The organism is Accumulibacter sp. (assembly GCF_036625195.1).
Lineage (GTDB): Bacteria > Pseudomonadota > Gammaproteobacteria > Burkholderiales > Rhodocyclaceae > Accumulibacter.
This window is the reverse complement of the sequence record NZ_JAZKUG010000001.1, coordinates 4913103-4929169: the sequence shown is the minus strand read 5'-3', so window position 1 is coordinate 4929169 and position 16067 is coordinate 4913103. Positions and strand designations below refer to the sequence as shown.

The window sequence follows — 16067 nt, the reverse complement described above, 5'->3', positions numbered from 1 at the left end:
ATACTTCTCCCCATTGGCCGCCCCGGGTTTGCCATTCAACGGTTCCCCAGCCAAGCCGCGGGCGTCGCCATAGCCCCCTCTGCACTTGCCAATTTTTCGTGAGGACAATCATGAGCACTAGAGAGCAACAGATCGCTGAACTTGAGAAGGACTGGGCCGAGAACCCCCGCTGGAAGGGAATCAAGCGCGGCTATTCGGCGGCCGATGTCGTCCGCCTGCGCGGCTCGTTCCCGATCGAGTACACGGTCGCCCGGCGCGGCGCGGAGAAGCTCTGGAAGCTGGTGAATAGCGAACCCTATGTCAACTGCCTCGGCGCGCTGACCGGCGGTCAGGCGATGCAACAGGTCAAGGCCGGCGTCAAGGCGATCTACCTGTCGGGCTGGCAGGTTGCCGCCGACAACAATTCCTACGCCGCGATGTACCCCGACCAGTCGCTGTACCCGGTCGACTCGGTACCGAAGGTCGTCGAGCGCATCAACAACTCCTTCCGCCGCGCCGATGAAATCCAGTTCTCGAAGAACGTGAACCCGGGCGACAAGGGCTACATCGATTACTTCGCACCGATCGTGGCGGACGCCGAGGCTGGCTTCGGCGGCGTGTTGAACGCGTTTGAACTGATGAAGGCGATGATCCGGGCCGGGGCGGGCGGCGTACACTGGGAAGACCAGCTGGCGTCCGTCAAGAAATGCGGCCACATGGGCGGCAAGGTCCTGGTGCCGACGCAGGAAGCGGTGCAGAAGCTGATCGCCGCCCGTTTCGCTGCCGACGTCTGCGGTGTGCCGACGCTGGTGATCGCGCGTACCGACGCCGAGGCGGCCGACCTGCTGACTTCCGACTGTGACGACAACGACAAGCCCTTCGTCACCGGCGAGCGGACCTCGGAAGGCTTCTACAAGACCCGCAAGGGTCTGCAGCAGGCGATCTCGCGTGCGGTTGCCTATGCCGAGTATGCTGACCTCGTGTGGTGCGAGACCGGTACGCCGGATCTCGAGTTTGCCCGCCAGTTCGCCGAGGCGGTGCGCGGCAAGCACCCGGGCAAGCTGCTGGCCTACAACTGCTCGCCGTCTTTCAACTGGAAGAAGAACCTCGACGACGCGACGATCGCCAAGTTCCAGCGGGAACTCGGCGCCATGGGCTACAAGTATCAGTTCATCACCCTCGCCGGCATCCACAACATGTGGTACCACATGTTCGACCTGGCGCAGGACTATGTCGTGCGCGGCATGACGGCCTACGTCGAGAAGGTGCAGGAACCCGAGTTCGCTGCCCGTGATCGTGGCTACACCTTCGTCTCGCACCAGCAGGAGGTGGGTACCGGTTACTTCGACGAGGTGACGACGGTCATCCAGGGCGGCACCTCATCGGTCACCGCGTTGACCGGATCGACCGAGGAAGAACAGTTCCACTAGGTCGCTGGCGCGGCCTGCAGCGACCGGGTGTCCGTACCCGATCGCTGCAGGCCTTGCGATGGCCGAAGCCGCGCCGCGAGCGCGGCTTTTTCGTCTGGTGCCAGCGCAGGTGTCGCCAGGCGTTCCCGTCCCATGCGGTCGAATCTGCTGCGGCGCAGCAACCGAGCCTTGTGGTGGCAATCAGACGGAACTGCCGCGAAAGCATCACGCGGCTGGCGATGGACTTGAGCGGGCAACGGCGCGCGCGCTATGATCGCCCGGTTTCGCTGCCGGATCGCTGAGCGGCAGCGGACACTCCACTTTCTCTGATCCTTCGCCGGGAGACCCGTTTGGAAGACGCGACAGGCCTGCTGCCCCACCTCTCCTCACTCTTTGGTGCCGGCAGTGTCATCGAGATTTCGGCTGCCGCGGCAACCAGTTTCGCGCTCATCGCTGCCGCCGAGATCGGTGACAAGAGCCAGCTGGTCTGCATGACCCTGGCCTCGCGGCATCGGCCACTGCCGGTGATGCTCGGTGCCCTGGCGGCCTTCGCGCTGCTCAACACCCTGGCCGTCGTCTTCGGCGTCGCCATCGCCAGCTGGTTGCCGGAATGGGTGGTCAGCGCCGTCGTCGCCCTGCTGTTCTTCGCCTTCGGCTTGCACGCCCTGCGCGCGACAGCCGAGGACGACGACGACGAGGTCGAGGAAAAAAGCGGGCACGGCATCTTCTTCACCACCTTCCTGCTGCTGACGGTGGCGGAGTTCGGCGACAAGACACAGCTCGCCGTCGTCGCCATGAGCAGCACGCACGTCCCGGCCGGCGTCTGGCTTGGGGCGACGCTCGCGCTGGCGACGACCTCGGCGCTCGGCATTCTTGCTGGCAGGACGATCCTGCAGAAGATTCCGCTGCAGTTGCTGCACCGCATCAGCGGCGCCTTTTTCGTCGCCCTGGCGGTATTCGCCGCCTATCAGGCGTATTCGGCGTTCGTCGCCGGCTGAGGCGGCAGCGCGCCCGCACGGCCGCCACCGATCGGCTGCAGCGAGCAGGCGAGCGGGGCGGAAACCTCGCTCGAAAGGTGGAATGCTTCACGGCTGGCGTGGTTCTCACGGGCTATGCTGCAGGCAGATCGGGAGGTCATGGTGTCAGGAAAATGACAGCGCAGCCTCCCGGATCGGCCGGCTGGAGAATGGTTCAGGGGCCCTGTCGGGCACGTTCAGTCCGGCACTTGCGAGGAGATCCCGCCAATGGCTTGAAGCCGGTCGCGTGACCAGCAGTCTAGAGGAAATTACTCACTTTTCCCGCGGACATTCGCTATAATCATGCTGCACTGCAACAGAGCTCCGCGGCGGGGCGGACGATCCGCCCCCGCGGTCGAGCAGTACCCGAACTTCAGGAGTACCTTGATGAAAGCACCGAAAATCCTGCCGTGGATCGCGCACCGCACCCGTATCAGCGAAGAGCTGGCGCTCAAGCTGTGGCGCCGGGCTGCCGGCGAGGCCGAAGTGATCGCCGGTTGCTGCACGGGTTCCGAATATCATCGCCTGGCGGTAGAGCGTTTCATCGACTATGCGGAGGCCGAGGGCGACCGTTCCGTGGCCCGTGACGCGCTCGCTTCGCGAACCTGCGTCTCCTGGCTGCTGCGCCACCAGAACCGCATCTCGAAACTCAACCTGATCACGGCGCACAGCCTCGTTCGCCTGTGGCAGTCGCAGTGGGTGGAGTTCTTCGGCCCGCAGCGGCACGCTTTCTAGCCGCAGTCCCCGAGCAGGCGTCGCGCCCTGCCTGTCCGGCAAGGCGCGAGCGTAGCGGCTCCATTCTTCCGGTCTCGATCCGCAGGGGCCGTCGCTGCTGCACCGGTCGGCAGTTGCGAGCGGGACTCAGTTGCGAACGAGGCTCAGCGGCGCAGCCGGCAGTGCGTTGCCGATTTCCGCGGCGAGGGCCGCTGCCTCGGCTTCGGAGGACAACGGTCCGAGGCGCAGCGCGTAGCGGTAGCCACTACCGGCTGCGGGCAGGGGCTTGATGCGGACGCCGTAGCCGGCAGCGCGCGCGCGGTCGTGGATCGAGAGCGCGTCGGCTTCGCCATCGACGGCAGCCACTTCGACCGACCAGCTACCGGGACGTGCGGTGCGCGTCGTGCGCCCGGGCCTCGACATTTTCGCCGTCTCTGCCGGGCTGGCAGCCGCTGCCGCGGGCGGCATTGCCGTCTGTGCCGCCGACCACGCCAGCTGCGCCGCGGTGACCGTCTGCAGAACGGCCGGGCTGCCATCCTTTGCCGCCAGATAGCAACTGCCTTCTTCGCTGACCTGTCGCGCCTCGCGATCCGGCTGGAGCAGCGTGATGTGGCCCTCGAGCAGGCAGATGCGATCGCCGGCGCCGTCGGCCGTGCCCCAGAGGTCGGTGCCACGGACGCTGGCCGTGAGCGCGCCGATGCGCAGATTCACCGCCCGTTGCCGCAGGCTGCGCGCCAGATGGCCGGTGGTGAAGCGTACGGCGCCCTGCGGCACGTCGATCGCGGCGGTGAATACCTCCGGCTCGCGTACGCCGAGCGCATTCAGTTCGCAGTGCGTGTCACCGGCCAGGCGCAGCACGCTGCCGTCGCGCAGGCGGACCTCGACGCGCGCATTGGTGCCGGTGAGCAGCCGGTCCCGGTTCTGCAGCGCGATACCCGCCGTCAGCTCCTGCCGCGAGCCCTGACGCTCGAGCCAGGCCGGCATGAGGACGCCGGCGACGACGGCGTCGGCGCCCGAGCCGGACACTGACGGCGCGGCGATCGGCGTCTGGGCGCCGGCAAGCAGGCAGCAAGCGACGAGAGCGTGTAGGCGACTCCGGTTCATGAGCAGCTCCTCGCGACGATGAAGCGGCGATTCTAGCACTGCCCGCAGCGACTCCGCTGCGACGCGGCGGTGGCTTGCGTTTGCCGCCGCAGTGGCTAGACTGGCGCCATGCAGACGGACTGGAGCGACGAACGACTGATGCTGGCCTACCGCGCAGGCGATGTCGATGCCTTCACCATCCTCTATCGCCGCCATCGCGGCCCGCTCTACCGCTATCTGGCGCGGCAGTGCGGCAGCGCCGCCGAGGCCGATGAGCTGCACCAGGACGTTTGGTTGAAGGTGGTCCATGCGCGCCGCCAGTACGAACCGTTGGCGCGCTTCCCGACCTGGCTCTTCCGCATCGCCCGTCACCGCCTGATCGACCATTATCGCCAGCATGCCCGGCATCTGCTGGCGCATGACGAGTCCGCCGCCGACGAGGATGCCGAGGGGGGCGAGGATTGGATCGAACGGTTGCCGGCAGCGAGTGAGGAAATGCCGCATGTGCTGCACGAGCGGCATGATACGGCGCGCCGGATCAGTTTGGCGCTGGCCGAGCTGCCACCGCTGCAGCGTGAGGTCTTTCTGCTCGCCGAGGAGGGGCAGCTGACGCTGGAAGAGATTGCTGTCGCCACCGGTTGCGGGCGCGAAACGACCAAGAGTCGGATGCGCTATGCTCTTGTCAAACTCCGGAAGAGCCTGCAGGATCTGTTATGAGCGAACTGCCAAAGGATTTGCCGGGCGACCCGCAACTCTCGGCACTCTACCGGGAGCATGCCCGCGATGAGCCCTCGGTAGCGATCGACGAGCGCATTCTCGCGGCGGCGCGGGCGGCGGTGACTGCGCCGGTGAGCGCCGCGCGGCGCAGCTGGTGGCAGCGCTGGCGAACGACGCTGGCGCTGACGACGACCCTGACATTGACCCTGACGCTGGCGCTGCTGCATGAGCGGCAGCCCGGCGACTCGCAGCCGGAGGCCGCCGTCGCACCGCCGCCGGTGGCGCCAGGTGTCACGCCGGCATCCGTCGCGCGCGACACTGCTGTGCCCGCAGCCCCGCCGACGGCCCTCAGTGGCGACGCCGTGGCTGCCGCCGGAAAGGCAGCGGCGGGCGTGCTGCCGAAGCTGCCGGCCAAGGATGATCGCGTTGCTGCACCACGCGTGGCGCCGGTGGCTGGCGAAGGCGGGCGGCTTCCCGCATTTGGCGATGCGCCGGGCCAGGCCGGCAGCCCGGCCATCGCCCGGGAAGAGGCTCCCGGATCGGCGCCACCTAGGGCGAGGCAAGGCAATGCGGTTGCGGGCACCGCCGCCACCGCCGCGGCACCGGCAGGGGCGAGCGCAGAGCAGGAGGCCGCCGCCGTCGGACAGGCGCCGGCCGCTCGCAAACAGGCGAGGACAGTGGCACCGTCGCGCGCCGACATTGCGCGCAGTGCCGACGACTGGCTCGACGAGATCCGCGCCTTGCGTCGCGCGGGTCGCAGCACCGAAGCCGCGAAGCAGCTTGCCGACTTTCGCCTTGCCCACCCCGACTACCCGCTGCCCGAAGAATTTCACCAGTGACTTGACCCCGTACGGCGGTCGGCGACGTTTACACGGTCACCAAGCCCATCCAGGAGACCATCATGAACAGATTCGCCACCCTGCTTGCCGCCCTGCCACTGGCAGGCTGCCTGAGTATCGCCGACGCCGGCGCACTGGTTGAGGTCAGCGTCGTCGATCGCCAGACCGGCGAGCGACTCGATGTCCATCGCCACCAAGGCCGCTTTTACGTTGCCGGCACGCCCGGCAGCGGCTATGTCGTACGGCTGCACAACCGAACTGCCGGGCGGCTGCTGACGGTGCTCTCGGTCGACGGCATCAACGCCATCAGCGGCGAGACTGCCGCGACATCACAGTCAGGCTACGTTCTGCCAGCGGGACAGTCGGCCGAGGTTGCCGGCTGGCGCAAGAGCATGGACGAGGTCGCTGCCTTCTACTTCACCAGCCTCGCCGACAGTTACGCCGCTCGTACCGATCGGCCACGCAACGTCGGCGTGATTGCCGTCGCCGTGTTCCGCGAGGGCGTCGCGCCGGCGCCGGCGGTGGCGCGGTCGTCGCGCGACGGCGAGGCTGACGCGGCTGGCGAGAGTCCGTCGGCGGCTGCGGCAGCGAAGGCAGCGCCGGCTGCCGAAGCGTCCGCCAACGACGCGGCGCGTGCCAGGCAGCAGGCGGCCAGTCGTCTCGGCACGGGCCACGGCGAGCGCCTCAGCGCGCCGACGAAGTACACCGATTTCCGTCGGGCCAGCGACCATCCGGTCGAGATCGTCAGCATCCACTACGACAGCCGCGCGCGCCTGCTTGCCCAGGGCATCATCCCGCGGCCACGCCAGTCGCCGCAGCCGAACCCGTTCCCGGGCGGCTTTGCTCCGGATCCGCGAAGCTGAGAGCTCCCGTCGCGCCCGGCGGCCAGCCAGCCTGCAGATCGTGGCGCGCCGGGCAGCGGGGGAGGAGGAGGGCGATGCGCGTATAATTCGCCCCTCAGCCACTTTCGGGATCGCAGCCGGCCATGCAGGAAAAGTACCAGCCCGCGGAAGTTGAAGTCGCCGCCCAGGATCTCTGGCAACGCAGCGGCGCAGCGCGCGCCGTCGAGGATGCGGAACGGCCGAAGTATTACTGCCTGTCGATGTTTCCGTATCCGTCGGGCAAGCTGCACATGGGGCACGTGCGCAACTACACGATCGGCGATGTGCTGGCGCGCTTCCACCGCATGCTCGGGTACAACGTCCTGCAGCCGATGGGCTGGGATGCTTTCGGCATGCCAGCGGAAAACGCGGCAATGCAGAACAACGTTCCGCCGGCCGAATGGACCTATGCCAACATCGGCTACATGAAGGCGCAGCTGCAGCGCCTCGGTTTCGCCCTCGACTGGGAGCGCGAACTGGCCACCTGCCGGCCGGAATACTATCGCTGGGAACAGTGGCTGTTCACCCGCCTGTACGAAAAGGGTCTGATCTACAAGCGTCTGGGAACCGTGAACTGGGATCCGGTCGACCAGACGGTGCTCGCCAACGAACAGGTGATCGATGGCCGCGGCTGGCGTTCAGGGGCGCTGATCGAGAAGCGCGAGATCCCCATGTACTACATGAAGATCACCGCCTACGCCGAGGAACTGCTGGCGGATCTCGACCGGCTGCCGGGTTGGCCGGAGCAGGTTCGCCTGATGCAGAAGAACTGGATCGGCAAGAGCACCGGGGTCCGTTTTGCCTTTCCCTACGAACTCGATGGCCGGCCCGGACAGCTCTGGGTGTTCACCACCCGCGTCGATACCATCATGGGTGTCACCTTCTGCGCCGTCGCCGCCGAGCACCCGCTGGCGACGCACGCGGCCGCGCGCGATCCACGGGTGGCGGCTTTCGTCGACGAGTGCAAGCGCGGCGGCGTCGCTGAGGCCGACTTGGCGACGATGGAGAAGAAGGGCATCGCCACGGGCATCTTCGTGACCCATCCGTTGAGCGGTGAGCAGGTGGAGGTTTGGGTCGGCAACTATGTCCTGATGGGTTATGGCGATGGCGCGGTGATGGCGGTGCCGGCGCACGACGAACGGGACTTCGCCTTTGCCCGCAAGTACGGGTTGCCGATCAGGCAGGTGATCGCGCTGGCCGGCGAGCGTTTCTCGACCGATTCCTGGCAGGACTGGTATGCCGACAAGCAGGGGGGCGTCTGCGTCAACTCCGGCCGTTACGATGGTCTCGGCCATGCCGCCGCGGTCGACGCGATCGCTGCCGACCTGGCCGCCAGGGGCCTCGGCGAGAAGAAGGTCCAGTTCCGCCTGCGCGACTGGGGAATCTCGCGGCAGCGTTACTGGGGCTGCCCGATCCCGATCGTCCACTGCGCCACCTGCGGCGACGTGCCTGTGCCGGATGCCGACCTGCCCGTCGTCCTGCCCGAGGACGTGACGATCACCGGCGCCGGCTCGCCATTGGCGCGGCTGCCCGAGTTCCACGAATGCGCCTGCCCGAAGTGCGGCCAGCCGGCGCGACGCGAAACCGATACGATGGACACCTTCGTCGAGTCCTCGTGGTACTTCCTGCGCTACTGTTGCCCGGACAACGAGCAGGCGATGGTCGACCAGCGGGTGGCCTACTGGTGTCGCGGTGGCATCGATCAGTACATTGGCGGCATCGAGCACGCCATCCTGCACCTCCTGTATTCGCGCTTCTGGACGAAGCTGATGCGCGACCTCGGACTGTTCGGCGATGCGCCGCTCGATGAACCCTTCGCCAACCTGCTGACGCAGGGAATGGTCGTCGCGCCGACCTTCTACCGCGAGGACGCGCACGGCAAGAAGCAATGGATCAACCCGGCCGAGGTCGACGCGGTGCATGACGAGCGCGGGCGTGCGATCGGCGCCAGCCTGCGTGCCGATGGCCTGCCGGTCGTCGTCGGCGGCATCGAGAAGATGTCGAAGTCGAAGAACAACGGCGTCGACCCGCAGGCGCTGATCGACCAGTTTGGTGCTGACACCGCTCGACTGTTCATCATGTTCGCGAGTCCGCCCGATCAGTCGCTCGAGTGGTCGGATGCCGGCGTCGAGGGAGCCTTCCGTTTTCTCAAGCGCCTCTGGCGAATGGTCTGGGAGCATCTCGCCGCCGGCCCGCTGCCACCGGCTGCGGCGGCCGAGTTGAGCGGCGAGCTGAAGGCGCTGCGCCGCCAGTTGCACCAGACGATCGGCAAGGTCGCCGACGATTACGGCCGGCGCAAGCAGTTCAATACGGCCATCGCCGCGGTGATGGAACTGCTCAACGCCTGCAGCCGGATCAGTGACGACTCGCAAGCTGCGCGTGCCGTCCGCCAGGAGACGCTCGAGGCGGTGACGCTGATGCTCAGCCCGATCGTCCCGCATGTGTGCGAAGCGCTTTACGCCTCGCTCAGGCCGGGCCAATCCGCGTCCGAGCAGTCGTTTCCGCAGGCCGATGCCGGCGCTCTCGAGCAGGACGAAATCGAGCTCGTGCTGCAGATCAACGGCAAGCTGCGTGGCAGCCTGCGCGTTGCCGCCGCTGCCGACCGGGCGACGATCGAAGCCGCCGCGCTGGCCTGCGAGGTCGCGCGCAAGCATCTGGCCGGCGCCCCGCCGCGGAAGCTGGTCGTCGTCCCCGGTCGCCTGGTCAACATCGTCGTCTGAGACCGCGAGGAAACCTGCCATGCCCGCCGCCCTGCGCTCTCTCGTCCTCTTTGCCGCCGGCACGCTGCTCGTTGCCGCCTGCGGCTTTCAGTTGCGCGGTTCCTACTCGTTTCCCTTTGAAAGCCTGTATCTGTCGGTTGCCGACTACTCGGTGATCGGCGCCCAGCTCAGGCGATCGATCAAGGCGTCGAACCCGAACCTGCTGGTGGCGACCGCGAGCGAAGCGCAGGTCATCTTCGTTCCCGGCAACGAGTACCGTGACCGTGTGATCCTGACCGTCTCGGGTACCGGCCGGGTCAGTGAACTGCGCCTGCGCTATCTGTTTCCCTACCGGTTGACCGACAACAAGGGCCGCGACGTAGTGCCGCCGGCCAGCGTCGAGCTGGTGCGTGACCTCACCTACGACGATTCGCAGGTGCTTGCGAAGCAGCAGGAAGAGTCGCTGCTCTGGCGCGACATGGAGCTGGATCTGGTGCAACAGCTGATGCGTCGCCTGGCTGCGGCCAAGCCGGTGTTCGTGGACGCCGGCACGTAGGGCTGGCCGCGTGCAGCTCAAGGGCGAACAGCTGGCTGCCCACCTCGCCCGCGAACTGCAGCCCGTCTATCTCGTCCACGGCGACGAGCCTCTGCTGGTCATCGAGGCGTCGGACGCGATCCGTGCCGCCGCCCGTCGTCGGGGCTTCGACGAGCGCCAGGTGCTCATCGCCATCGCCGGCTTCAACTGGCACGAGCTGCATCACGCGGCTGGCAGCATGTCGCTGTTCGGCGGCCGGACGCTGCTCGACCTGCGCATCCCGGGCGGCAAGCCGGGGCGCGAGGGCAGCCTGGCGCTGCAGGAATATTGCGCGCGTCCGTCACCCGATTCGCTGTTGCTGGTGAGCATGATCGGCGTCGAATGGCGGGAGGAGAAGTCCGCCTGGATGGCTGCCGTCGCCGCTGCCGGCGTCGTCGTCAAGCTGCTCGCGCCAGGTTTTGCCGAGCTGCCCGGCTGGCTTGCCGGCCGCCTTGGACGGCAGCAGCAGAGCGCTGATGCAGCAGGCCTGAGTTTCATTGCCGAGCGGGTCGAGGGCAACCTGCTGGCGGCCCATCAGGAGATCCTCAAGCTCGGCGTGCTCTACCCGGAAGGCCGGCTGAGCCTGGAACAGATTCGCGATGCCGTGCTCGATGTCGCCCGTTACGACCTCGACGCCTTGCGCGAAGCACTCTTGAATGGCGATTTGGCACGACTGACGCGCACCCTTGATGGCTTGCAGCAGGAAGGTGAGGCGCCGCCGCTGATCCTCTGGGCCTTCACCGAGGAGGTGCGGGCACTGGCGCAGGTGTGCGCCGGTCTCGAACGGGGTCAGCCGCTCGACGGGCTGCTGCGCGCAGCGCGTGTCTGGGGGCCGCGACAGGCGCCGTTCCGGCGGGCGGTGCAGCGGCTGCGGGCGGTTCAGGCGAGCGCCGCCCTCGAGCACGCCGCGCGCATCGACCGGATGATCAAGGGGGTATCGCGGGGAGACGTGTGGGACGAATTCCGGCAACTGGCACTGCGGCTCGTCGCAGCGTGAGCGGTGAGCGGCAAGCGGCTGCGGTCGTTCGCAGCCTGCCGGCGAGGCGGCGCTTCTCAGCCGCCGGCCGGTGGGTCGCCGGGAGATGGATCGGCGCCCGCAGCATCCGGGGCCAGGTGTTCCCAGACGCAATCGTCACGGCTCTGATGCCGGACATCACTGAGGCCGTGGCTGTCTTCGCCCCGTACCAGACACTCGCCGGCGCAATCATCGGCAATGACGACCAGTCGCAGTTCGGTATCCACCCGTCGCTCGCCGTCCCAGTAGCTGCAGGTGGCACAGACTTTGGCCTCGGCGGGCAGGATCAGCTTTTTCTTCATGGTCGGTCCGGGCAAGAGGGGGCGGCAGGTGGCGGCGACGATGGTCCTGAGAGTGCGCCTGGCACCAGAGGTTCCGTTGACGTTTGCCGACTTGCGCTGGCTATAATCGATCCTTGCCGATGACAGAGGGTCAGATGGATATCGAGAACTATGTGCAGCAGCTGGGTCGTGAGGCGCGTGCCGCGTCGCGCATCATCGCACGTGCCGACAGCAATGCCAAGAACCAAGCACTGCGCGCGATCGCCTCAGCGATCCGCCGCGAGAGCGAGGCGCTCGTCGCCGCCAGCCGGCAGGACGTGGACGCCGCCGGATCGGCCGGGCTGGAAGCGGCACTGCTCGACCGGCTGACCCTCTCAGCGCAGGGTGTGGCGGCGATGGCAGAGGGGGTCGAGCAGGTTGCCGCATTGCCCGATCCAGTCGGTGAGATCAGCGACTTGCGCCGGCGGCCGAGTGGCATCCAGGTCGGCCGCATGCGCGTACCGCTGGGCGTCATCGGCATCATCTACGAGGCGCGGCCGAACGTCACCGCCGATGCCGCCGCGTTGTGCCTCAAGTCGGGCAACGCCTCGATCCTGCGTGGCGGCTCGGAAGCGATCCACTGCAACCAGGCGATCGCCGCGCTGGTCCACGAGGGACTCGCCAGCGCCGGCCTTCCGGGCAGCGTGGTGCAGGTCGTCTCGACCACCGACCGCGCCGTCGTCGGTCACCTGATCCGCATGCGCGAGCATGTGGACGTGATCGTGCCGCGCGGCGGCAAGGGACTGGTCGCGCGTCTGCTGGCCGAAGCCAGGGTGCCGATGATCCAGCATCTGGACGGCAACTGCCATGTCTATGTCGATGACGAGGCGGACCTCGGGCAGGCGCTGCGCATCGTCGAGAATGCCAAGACGCAGCGCTACGGTACCTGCAACACCGCCGAGTCGCTGCTGGTCGCGCGCGCGGTGGCCGGCCGGCTGCTGCCGCCGATCGCCGCCATGCTGACGCGCAAGGGGGTCGAAATCCGCGGCTGCCCGGAGACCAGGGCACTGGTCAGCGAGGCGTCGGCGGCCAGCGAGGAGGACTACGCCAGCGAGTTCCTGGCGCCGATCATCTCGGTACGGGTGGTCGACGGCATCGGGCAGGCGATCGAGCACATCAATCACTACGGCTCGCATCATACCGACGCCATCGTCACCGAAAATTACAGTGCGGCGATGCGCTTCCTGCGCGAGGTCGATTCGGCCTCGGTGATGGTCAATGCCTCGACGCGTTTTGCCGACGGCTTCGAGTACGGTCTCGGCGCCGAGATCGGCATTTCGACCGACAAGATTCACGCCCGCGGCCCGGTCGGTCTCGAGGGACTGACCAGCCAGAAGTGGATCGTCCTGGGCCAGGGCGAGGTGCGTGGCTGAAGCCGAGGCGAAGCCTTTCCTGTCGCCGGCAGAGCCTGCCGGCGACGACGCAGTGACGGCAGGCGGGTGCCGCCACTGCTTCTTCCCCTGACCGCCAAATCAGCCTGTTCAGCCTCTTGCAGGCCAAGGAGACGACATGAAACACCTGCTTCTGGCGGCCGTTGCCGCCCTTGCGTTCAACCTGGCCAGCGCCGTCGAAGTCGCTGGCGTCAAGTTCGAGGACAAGTCGCACGTCGGCGCTGCCGACCTCGTGGTCAATGGCGCCGGCCTGCGCAAGAAGGCGGTGTTCAAGGTGTATGCGATGGCGCTCTACCTGCCCGAGAAGCGCGGTGACGCCGAGGCGGTGCTTGCCGCCAAGGGCGGCAAGCGGGTGGCGATCACGCTGCTGCGCGATCTCTCGGCACAGCAGTTCGTCGAAGCGCTGCAGGAAGGCATGGCGAGCAATCATTCGGAAGCCGAGATGGCCGGTCTCAAGGATCGCCTGAAGCAGTTCTCGGACAGCCTGCTGGCGGCCGGTGAACCGAAGACCGGAACCGTCGTCCTGATCGACTGGTTGCCGGAGAGCGGCACACGGCTGACGGTCAATGGACAGGTCAAGGGCAAGGACATCGCCGGCGAGGATTTCTACCGCGCGCTGCTGAAGGTCTGGCTCGGCAGCAAGCCGGTGCAGGACGATCTCAAGCAGGCGCTGCTCGGCAAGGCATCTTGAGCGCGATGAGCACCGCCGGCCCGTCGCCGTGGCAGGCGGTGATCGCGGCGCCGGGTTTCAGGCTCGGCGTACGCTGCGACGAAGTGGCGCTGCACGGCATCGTCTTCCTGCCGCCGGGTCCTGCACAGGCGCCGGCCAACGCGCTCGCCGCGGAGGCGGCGCGGCAGCTCGCGGCTTACCTGACGGACCCGGAGCATGCTTTCGCGCTACCCTTGCTGCCGGTCGGAACGCCCTTCCAGCGCCGCGTCTGGCGCGAGATTGCCGACATTCCGGTGCACCAGACGCGCAGCTATGGCGACATCGCCCGCGAACTCTGCAGTGCGGCGCGCGCCGTCGGCCAGGCCTGCGGTCGCAATCCCTACCCGGTGGTCGTTCCCTGTCACCGCGTCCTCGCTGCCGCCGGTGGCCTTGGCGGCTTTGCCCGGCAGCGCGACGGCTACCTGCTCGACGCCAAGCGCTGGCTGCTGGCGCATGAAGCCCGCTGAGCCCGCTGCGGCCGACCTCGCCGCGATCGATTCGTTCTGCGATACGCTCTGGCTCGAGGATGGGCTGGCGCGAGCTTCGCTCGCCAGTTATCGCAGCGACCTCCTGCAGCTCGCCGGCTGGCTTGCCGGGGAGCAGCGCGGCAGCCTCTGCGACCTCGACGAGGCGACGCTGCTGGCCTTCGTCGCGACACGCTTGCAAAGCCTGCGTGCTTCATCGCAGGCGCGTTACCTGTCGACCCTGCGCCGCTTCTATCGCCATCGGCTTGCGCGTGGAATGCGCCCAGACGATCCGACGTCGCGCATCGCCATGCCGGCGAAGCCCTCACGCTTGCCGAAGGTGCTGTCCGAGGCGCAGGTCGAAGCCCTGCTCGCCGCACCGGGGAGCGAGACGACGCTCGGCCAGCGCGATCGCGCGATGCTCGAAACGCTCTACGCCACCGGCCTGCGCGTCAGCGAACTCGTCGGCCTGCGGTTGCACGAGCTCAGCCTCGACATGGGCGTGTTGCGCGTGTTCGGCAAGGGCAGCAAGGAGCGCCTGGTGCCGCTGGGCGAGGAGGCGGCCGACTGGCTGTGGCGCTACCTTGCCGAGGGGCGGCGGGCGCTGCTCGACGGCAGACAAAGCGACGACCTCTTCGTCACCGCCCGCGCGGCGGCGATGACGCGGCAGGCGTTCTGGCAGTTGATCAAGCGCTACGCGGTCGTCGCCGGGATCGACCCCGCCCGGCTGTCGCCGCATGTCCTGCGCCACGCCTTCGCCACGCATCTCATCAACCACGGCGCCGACCTGCGCGTCGTCCAGTTGCTGCTCGGTCACGCCGACATCTCGACGACGCAGATCTATACCCATGTCGCGCGCGAACGACTGAAGCGGCTGCACGCGCAGCACCACCCACGCGGCTGATCAGGCATCGTCGTTGGCGCCACCGCGGTTGAGGTAGTGCAGGACGGCGCCGCTGCCTGACCGCTCGTTGCCATTGCCGGCGCCGAGTTCGAGCAGCGTGATGCTGCCGAAGTCGAGCGCCAGCCGGCTCCACTCATCGATCGGCAGGCGCAGCCAGTGGCCGAGCAGCACGCGGATGACGCCGGCGTGGGTGACGAGGGCACAATTGCGCGGCGGCAGGTCGCCGATGCAATCGATCGCGCGCGCCCGCAGCATGGCGACCGACTCGCCTCCGGGTGGCACGAAGTGCAGCACATCGGCAGCCCAGGCGTCGAGCAGCCGGCGGTCGATGCACTCCCAGCGGAGGCCCTCCCAGTCGCCGAAGTCGATCTCCTGCAGACGCGCATCGCAGGACGGTCGCGGGTGCAGTGCGCTTGCCAGGCGGCGGGCCCTCTGCAGCGGACTGCTGATCACCGGCGTGGCGTCGGGCAACAGCGGCCGCAGGCGTGCGGCGACCGGCTGCGGGTCCTCGGCCTCGACGTCGAGCCGGCCGTAGCAGATGCCGTCGGCGAGCAGTGGGCGCGGATGGCGGATCAGGAAAAGTCGCACAACAGTCCGCAGTAGAAAGCGACCTCCGCCAGTTGCTGTGTCGCACCGAGGCAGTCGCCAGTGTAGCCACCGATCCGTCGCCGGTAGAGGCGGGCCAGCCAGACGGTTGCCAGTGCCGCCAGCAGGCAGCCCAAGGCTGCCGGCAGAGCAGGCAGAAGCAGCAGCGGCAGCAGCGCCGTGCCACCGGCAAACGCGAGTTCGCCGCTGCCGATGCGCGTCGCCAATGGCTTCGCCTTACCCTCGTCGCGCACGTAATCGAGGCCGTGCAGCAGCGTCGTCGCGGCGAAGCGCGACAGGCTGTGGCCGGCGATCAGCGCTGCCGGGATCAGCAGCGCATCGATCTCGATCAGCGCGCAGAAGCGCGCGAGCAGCAGCATGACGAGGGCGATGGCGCCGAAGCTGCCGATCCGCGAATCCTTCATGATGTTCAGGATCTGCGCCTTCTCCCAGCCGCCGCCGAAGCCGTCGACCATGTCGCTCCAGCCGTCCTCGTGAAAGGCTCCGGTCAGGTAGAGCGCGCTCGCCATGGCGGCGAGAACCGCGAGAGTCGTCGGCCAGAAGGACGAGGCCAGCAGGTACACCAGCGCCGCCAGCGCGCCGACGAGGATGCCGACTGCCGGGAAGTAGCGCGCCGAGTGGTCGAGGGCGATGCTGCCGTGACCCACCCAGGCCGGTACCGGCAGCCGCGTGAAAAAGCGCAGCGCAGCGAAGAAGTATTCGAGCTCGCGCCTAAGCATGTCGGTCTCGCCGTCCGTCTGCGCCGGC

Annotated in this window: 17 protein-coding genes; 13 read left to right on the top strand and 4 right to left on the bottom strand. The window is 67.8% G+C overall.

Annotated features, from left to right (window positions below; all coding sequences use genetic code 11):
- Positions 1 to 110: 110 nt before the first annotated feature.
- The 3 genes from aceA (at position 111) to V5B60_RS20860 (ending at position 3139) form a co-directional block, all read left to right on the top strand.
- Positions 111 to 1409, top strand: a complete 1299-nt coding sequence (gene aceA, locus V5B60_RS20870) for an isocitrate lyase (protein WP_332349892.1) — start codon at positions 111 to 113, stop codon at positions 1407 to 1409.
- A gap of 347 nt (positions 1410 to 1756) precedes the next feature.
- The gene (locus V5B60_RS20865; RefSeq protein ID WP_332350673.1) at positions 1757 to 2386 is read left to right on the top strand and encodes a TMEM165/GDT1 family protein; all 630 of its coding nucleotides are present in this window, start codon (positions 1757 to 1759) and stop codon (positions 2384 to 2386) included.
- A 405-nt stretch (positions 2387 to 2791) separates the two neighbouring features.
- A complete protein-coding gene (locus tag V5B60_RS20860) occupies positions 2792 to 3139 on the top strand; it encodes a hypothetical protein (RefSeq protein WP_332349890.1) in 348 nt (115 codons plus the stop codon).
- A 126-nt stretch (positions 3140 to 3265) separates the two neighbouring features.
- On the opposite strand, the gene V5B60_RS20855 is transcribed toward V5B60_RS20860, so the two are convergent.
- Positions 3266 to 4222 carry a FecR family protein gene (locus V5B60_RS20855; protein WP_332349888.1) on the bottom strand — a complete coding sequence of 319 codons (957 nt, stop codon included), beginning with the start codon at positions 4220 to 4222 and terminating at the stop codon, positions 3266 to 3268.
- 108 nt (positions 4223 to 4330) lie between these two features.
- Between V5B60_RS20855 and V5B60_RS20850 the strand changes: the two genes are divergently transcribed.
- The 6 genes from V5B60_RS20850 to holA all read left to right on the top strand — a co-directional run bounded on the left by V5B60_RS20850 (position 4331) and on the right by holA (position 10908).
- Positions 4331 to 4918 (top strand): RNA polymerase sigma factor, encoded by a 588-nt coding sequence (locus tag V5B60_RS20850; RefSeq protein ID WP_332349886.1) that lies wholly within the window; start codon positions 4331 to 4333, stop codon positions 4916 to 4918.
- On the top strand, positions 4915 to 5757 hold the full coding sequence (locus V5B60_RS20845; RefSeq protein WP_332349883.1) for a hypothetical protein: 843 nt from the start codon (positions 4915 to 4917) through the stop codon (positions 5755 to 5757). Before V5B60_RS20850 ends, V5B60_RS20845 begins: the two co-directional genes overlap by 4 nt.
- Before the next feature lie 62 nt (positions 5758 to 5819).
- Positions 5820 to 6620 (top strand): hypothetical protein, encoded by an 801-nt coding sequence (locus V5B60_RS20840; RefSeq protein ID WP_332349881.1) that lies wholly within the window; start codon positions 5820 to 5822, stop codon positions 6618 to 6620.
- Between the two features lie 122 nt (positions 6621 to 6742).
- Positions 6743 to 9358 (top strand): leucine--tRNA ligase, encoded by a 2616-nt coding sequence (leuS, locus tag V5B60_RS20835; protein WP_332349880.1) that lies wholly within the window; start codon positions 6743 to 6745, stop codon positions 9356 to 9358.
- A gap of 19 nt (positions 9359 to 9377) precedes the next feature.
- Positions 9378 to 9893 (top strand): LPS assembly lipoprotein LptE, encoded by a 516-nt coding sequence (lptE, locus tag V5B60_RS20830; protein WP_332349878.1) that lies wholly within the window; start codon positions 9378 to 9380, stop codon positions 9891 to 9893.
- A 10-nt stretch (positions 9894 to 9903) separates the two neighbouring features.
- The gene (holA, locus tag V5B60_RS20825) at positions 9904 to 10908 is read left to right on the top strand and encodes a DNA polymerase III subunit delta (RefSeq protein ID WP_332349876.1); all 1005 of its coding nucleotides are present in this window, start codon (positions 9904 to 9906) and stop codon (positions 10906 to 10908) included.
- Between the two features lie 56 nt (positions 10909 to 10964).
- Here the strand turns inward: holA and V5B60_RS20820 are convergent, their stop codons facing one another.
- Positions 10965 to 11228, bottom strand: a complete 264-nt coding sequence (locus tag V5B60_RS20820; RefSeq protein ID WP_332349874.1) for a hypothetical protein — start codon at positions 11226 to 11228, stop codon at positions 10965 to 10967.
- 134 nt (positions 11229 to 11362) lie between these two features.
- Here V5B60_RS20820 and V5B60_RS20815 point away from each other — a divergent pair, with 134 nt between their 5' ends.
- From V5B60_RS20815 to xerD, 4 genes are all read left to right on the top strand, one after another.
- Positions 11363 to 12619, top strand: a complete 1257-nt coding sequence (locus V5B60_RS20815) for a glutamate-5-semialdehyde dehydrogenase (protein ID WP_332350671.1) — start codon at positions 11363 to 11365, stop codon at positions 12617 to 12619.
- Positions 12620 to 12755: 136 nt separating this feature from the next.
- Positions 12756 to 13328, top strand: coding sequence for a chalcone isomerase family protein (locus V5B60_RS20810; protein WP_332349873.1), 573 nt, complete (start codon positions 12756 to 12758; stop codon positions 13326 to 13328).
- Positions 13329 to 13333: 5 nt separating this feature from the next.
- Entirely contained in the window at positions 13334 to 13813 is a 480-nt protein-coding gene (locus V5B60_RS20805) for a methylated-DNA--[protein]-cysteine S-methyltransferase (protein WP_332349870.1), read from the top strand.
- Positions 13800 to 14714 (top strand): site-specific tyrosine recombinase XerD, encoded by a 915-nt coding sequence (gene xerD / locus V5B60_RS20800; protein WP_332349868.1) that lies wholly within the window; start codon positions 13800 to 13802, stop codon positions 14712 to 14714. The genes V5B60_RS20805 and xerD overlap by 14 nt, the downstream gene beginning before the upstream one ends.
- Here xerD and cobC read toward each other — a convergent pair whose 3' ends face one another.
- Together cobC and V5B60_RS20790 are read right to left on the bottom strand one after the other, a co-directional pair.
- Positions 14715 to 15302, bottom strand: coding sequence for an alpha-ribazole phosphatase family protein (gene cobC / locus V5B60_RS20795; protein ID WP_332349866.1), 588 nt, complete (start codon positions 15300 to 15302; stop codon positions 14715 to 14717). It abuts the gene before it with no gap.
- Positions 15287 to 16039 (bottom strand): adenosylcobinamide-GDP ribazoletransferase, encoded by a 753-nt coding sequence (locus tag V5B60_RS20790; protein WP_332349864.1) that lies wholly within the window; start codon positions 16037 to 16039, stop codon positions 15287 to 15289. The genes cobC and V5B60_RS20790 overlap by 16 nt, the downstream gene beginning before the upstream one ends.
- Positions 16040 to 16067 lie beyond the last annotated feature (28 nt).

Excerpts from the sequence above, each read along its gene's own strand:
- aceA (WP_332349892.1), top strand. The coding sequence starts at position 111 with ATGAGCACTAGAGAGCAACAGATCGCTGAACTTGAGAAGGACTGGGCC.
- V5B60_RS20860 (WP_332349890.1), top strand. The coding sequence starts at position 2,792 with ATGAAAGCACCGAAAATCCTGCCGTGGATCGCGCACCGCACCCGTATC.
- V5B60_RS20855 (WP_332349888.1), bottom strand. The coding sequence starts at position 4,222 with ATGAACCGGAGTCGCCTACACGCTCTCGTCGCTTGCTGCCTGCTTGCC.
- V5B60_RS20850 (WP_332349886.1), top strand. The coding sequence starts at position 4,331 with ATGCAGACGGACTGGAGCGACGAACGACTGATGCTGGCCTACCGCGCA.
- V5B60_RS20845 (WP_332349883.1), top strand. The coding sequence starts at position 4,915 with ATGAGCGAACTGCCAAAGGATTTGCCGGGCGACCCGCAACTCTCGGCA.
- V5B60_RS20840 (WP_332349881.1), top strand. The coding sequence starts at position 5,820 with ATGAACAGATTCGCCACCCTGCTTGCCGCCCTGCCACTGGCAGGCTGC.
- leuS (WP_332349880.1), top strand. The coding sequence starts at position 6,743 with ATGCAGGAAAAGTACCAGCCCGCGGAAGTTGAAGTCGCCGCCCAGGAT.
- lptE (WP_332349878.1), top strand. The coding sequence starts at position 9,378 with ATGCCCGCCGCCCTGCGCTCTCTCGTCCTCTTTGCCGCCGGCACGCTG.
- V5B60_RS20820 (WP_332349874.1), bottom strand. The coding sequence starts at position 11,228 with ATGAAGAAAAAGCTGATCCTGCCCGCCGAGGCCAAAGTCTGTGCCACC.
- V5B60_RS20815 (WP_332350671.1), top strand. The coding sequence starts at position 11,363 with ATGGATATCGAGAACTATGTGCAGCAGCTGGGTCGTGAGGCGCGTGCC.
- V5B60_RS20810 (WP_332349873.1), top strand. The coding sequence starts at position 12,756 with ATGAAACACCTGCTTCTGGCGGCCGTTGCCGCCCTTGCGTTCAACCTG.
- V5B60_RS20805 (WP_332349870.1), top strand. The coding sequence starts at position 13,334 with ATGAGCACCGCCGGCCCGTCGCCGTGGCAGGCGGTGATCGCGGCGCCG.
- xerD (WP_332349868.1), top strand. The coding sequence starts at position 13,800 with ATGAAGCCCGCTGAGCCCGCTGCGGCCGACCTCGCCGCGATCGATTCG.
- V5B60_RS20790 (WP_332349864.1), bottom strand. The coding sequence starts at position 16,039 with ATGCTTAGGCGCGAGCTCGAATACTTCTTCGCTGCGCTGCGCTTTTTC.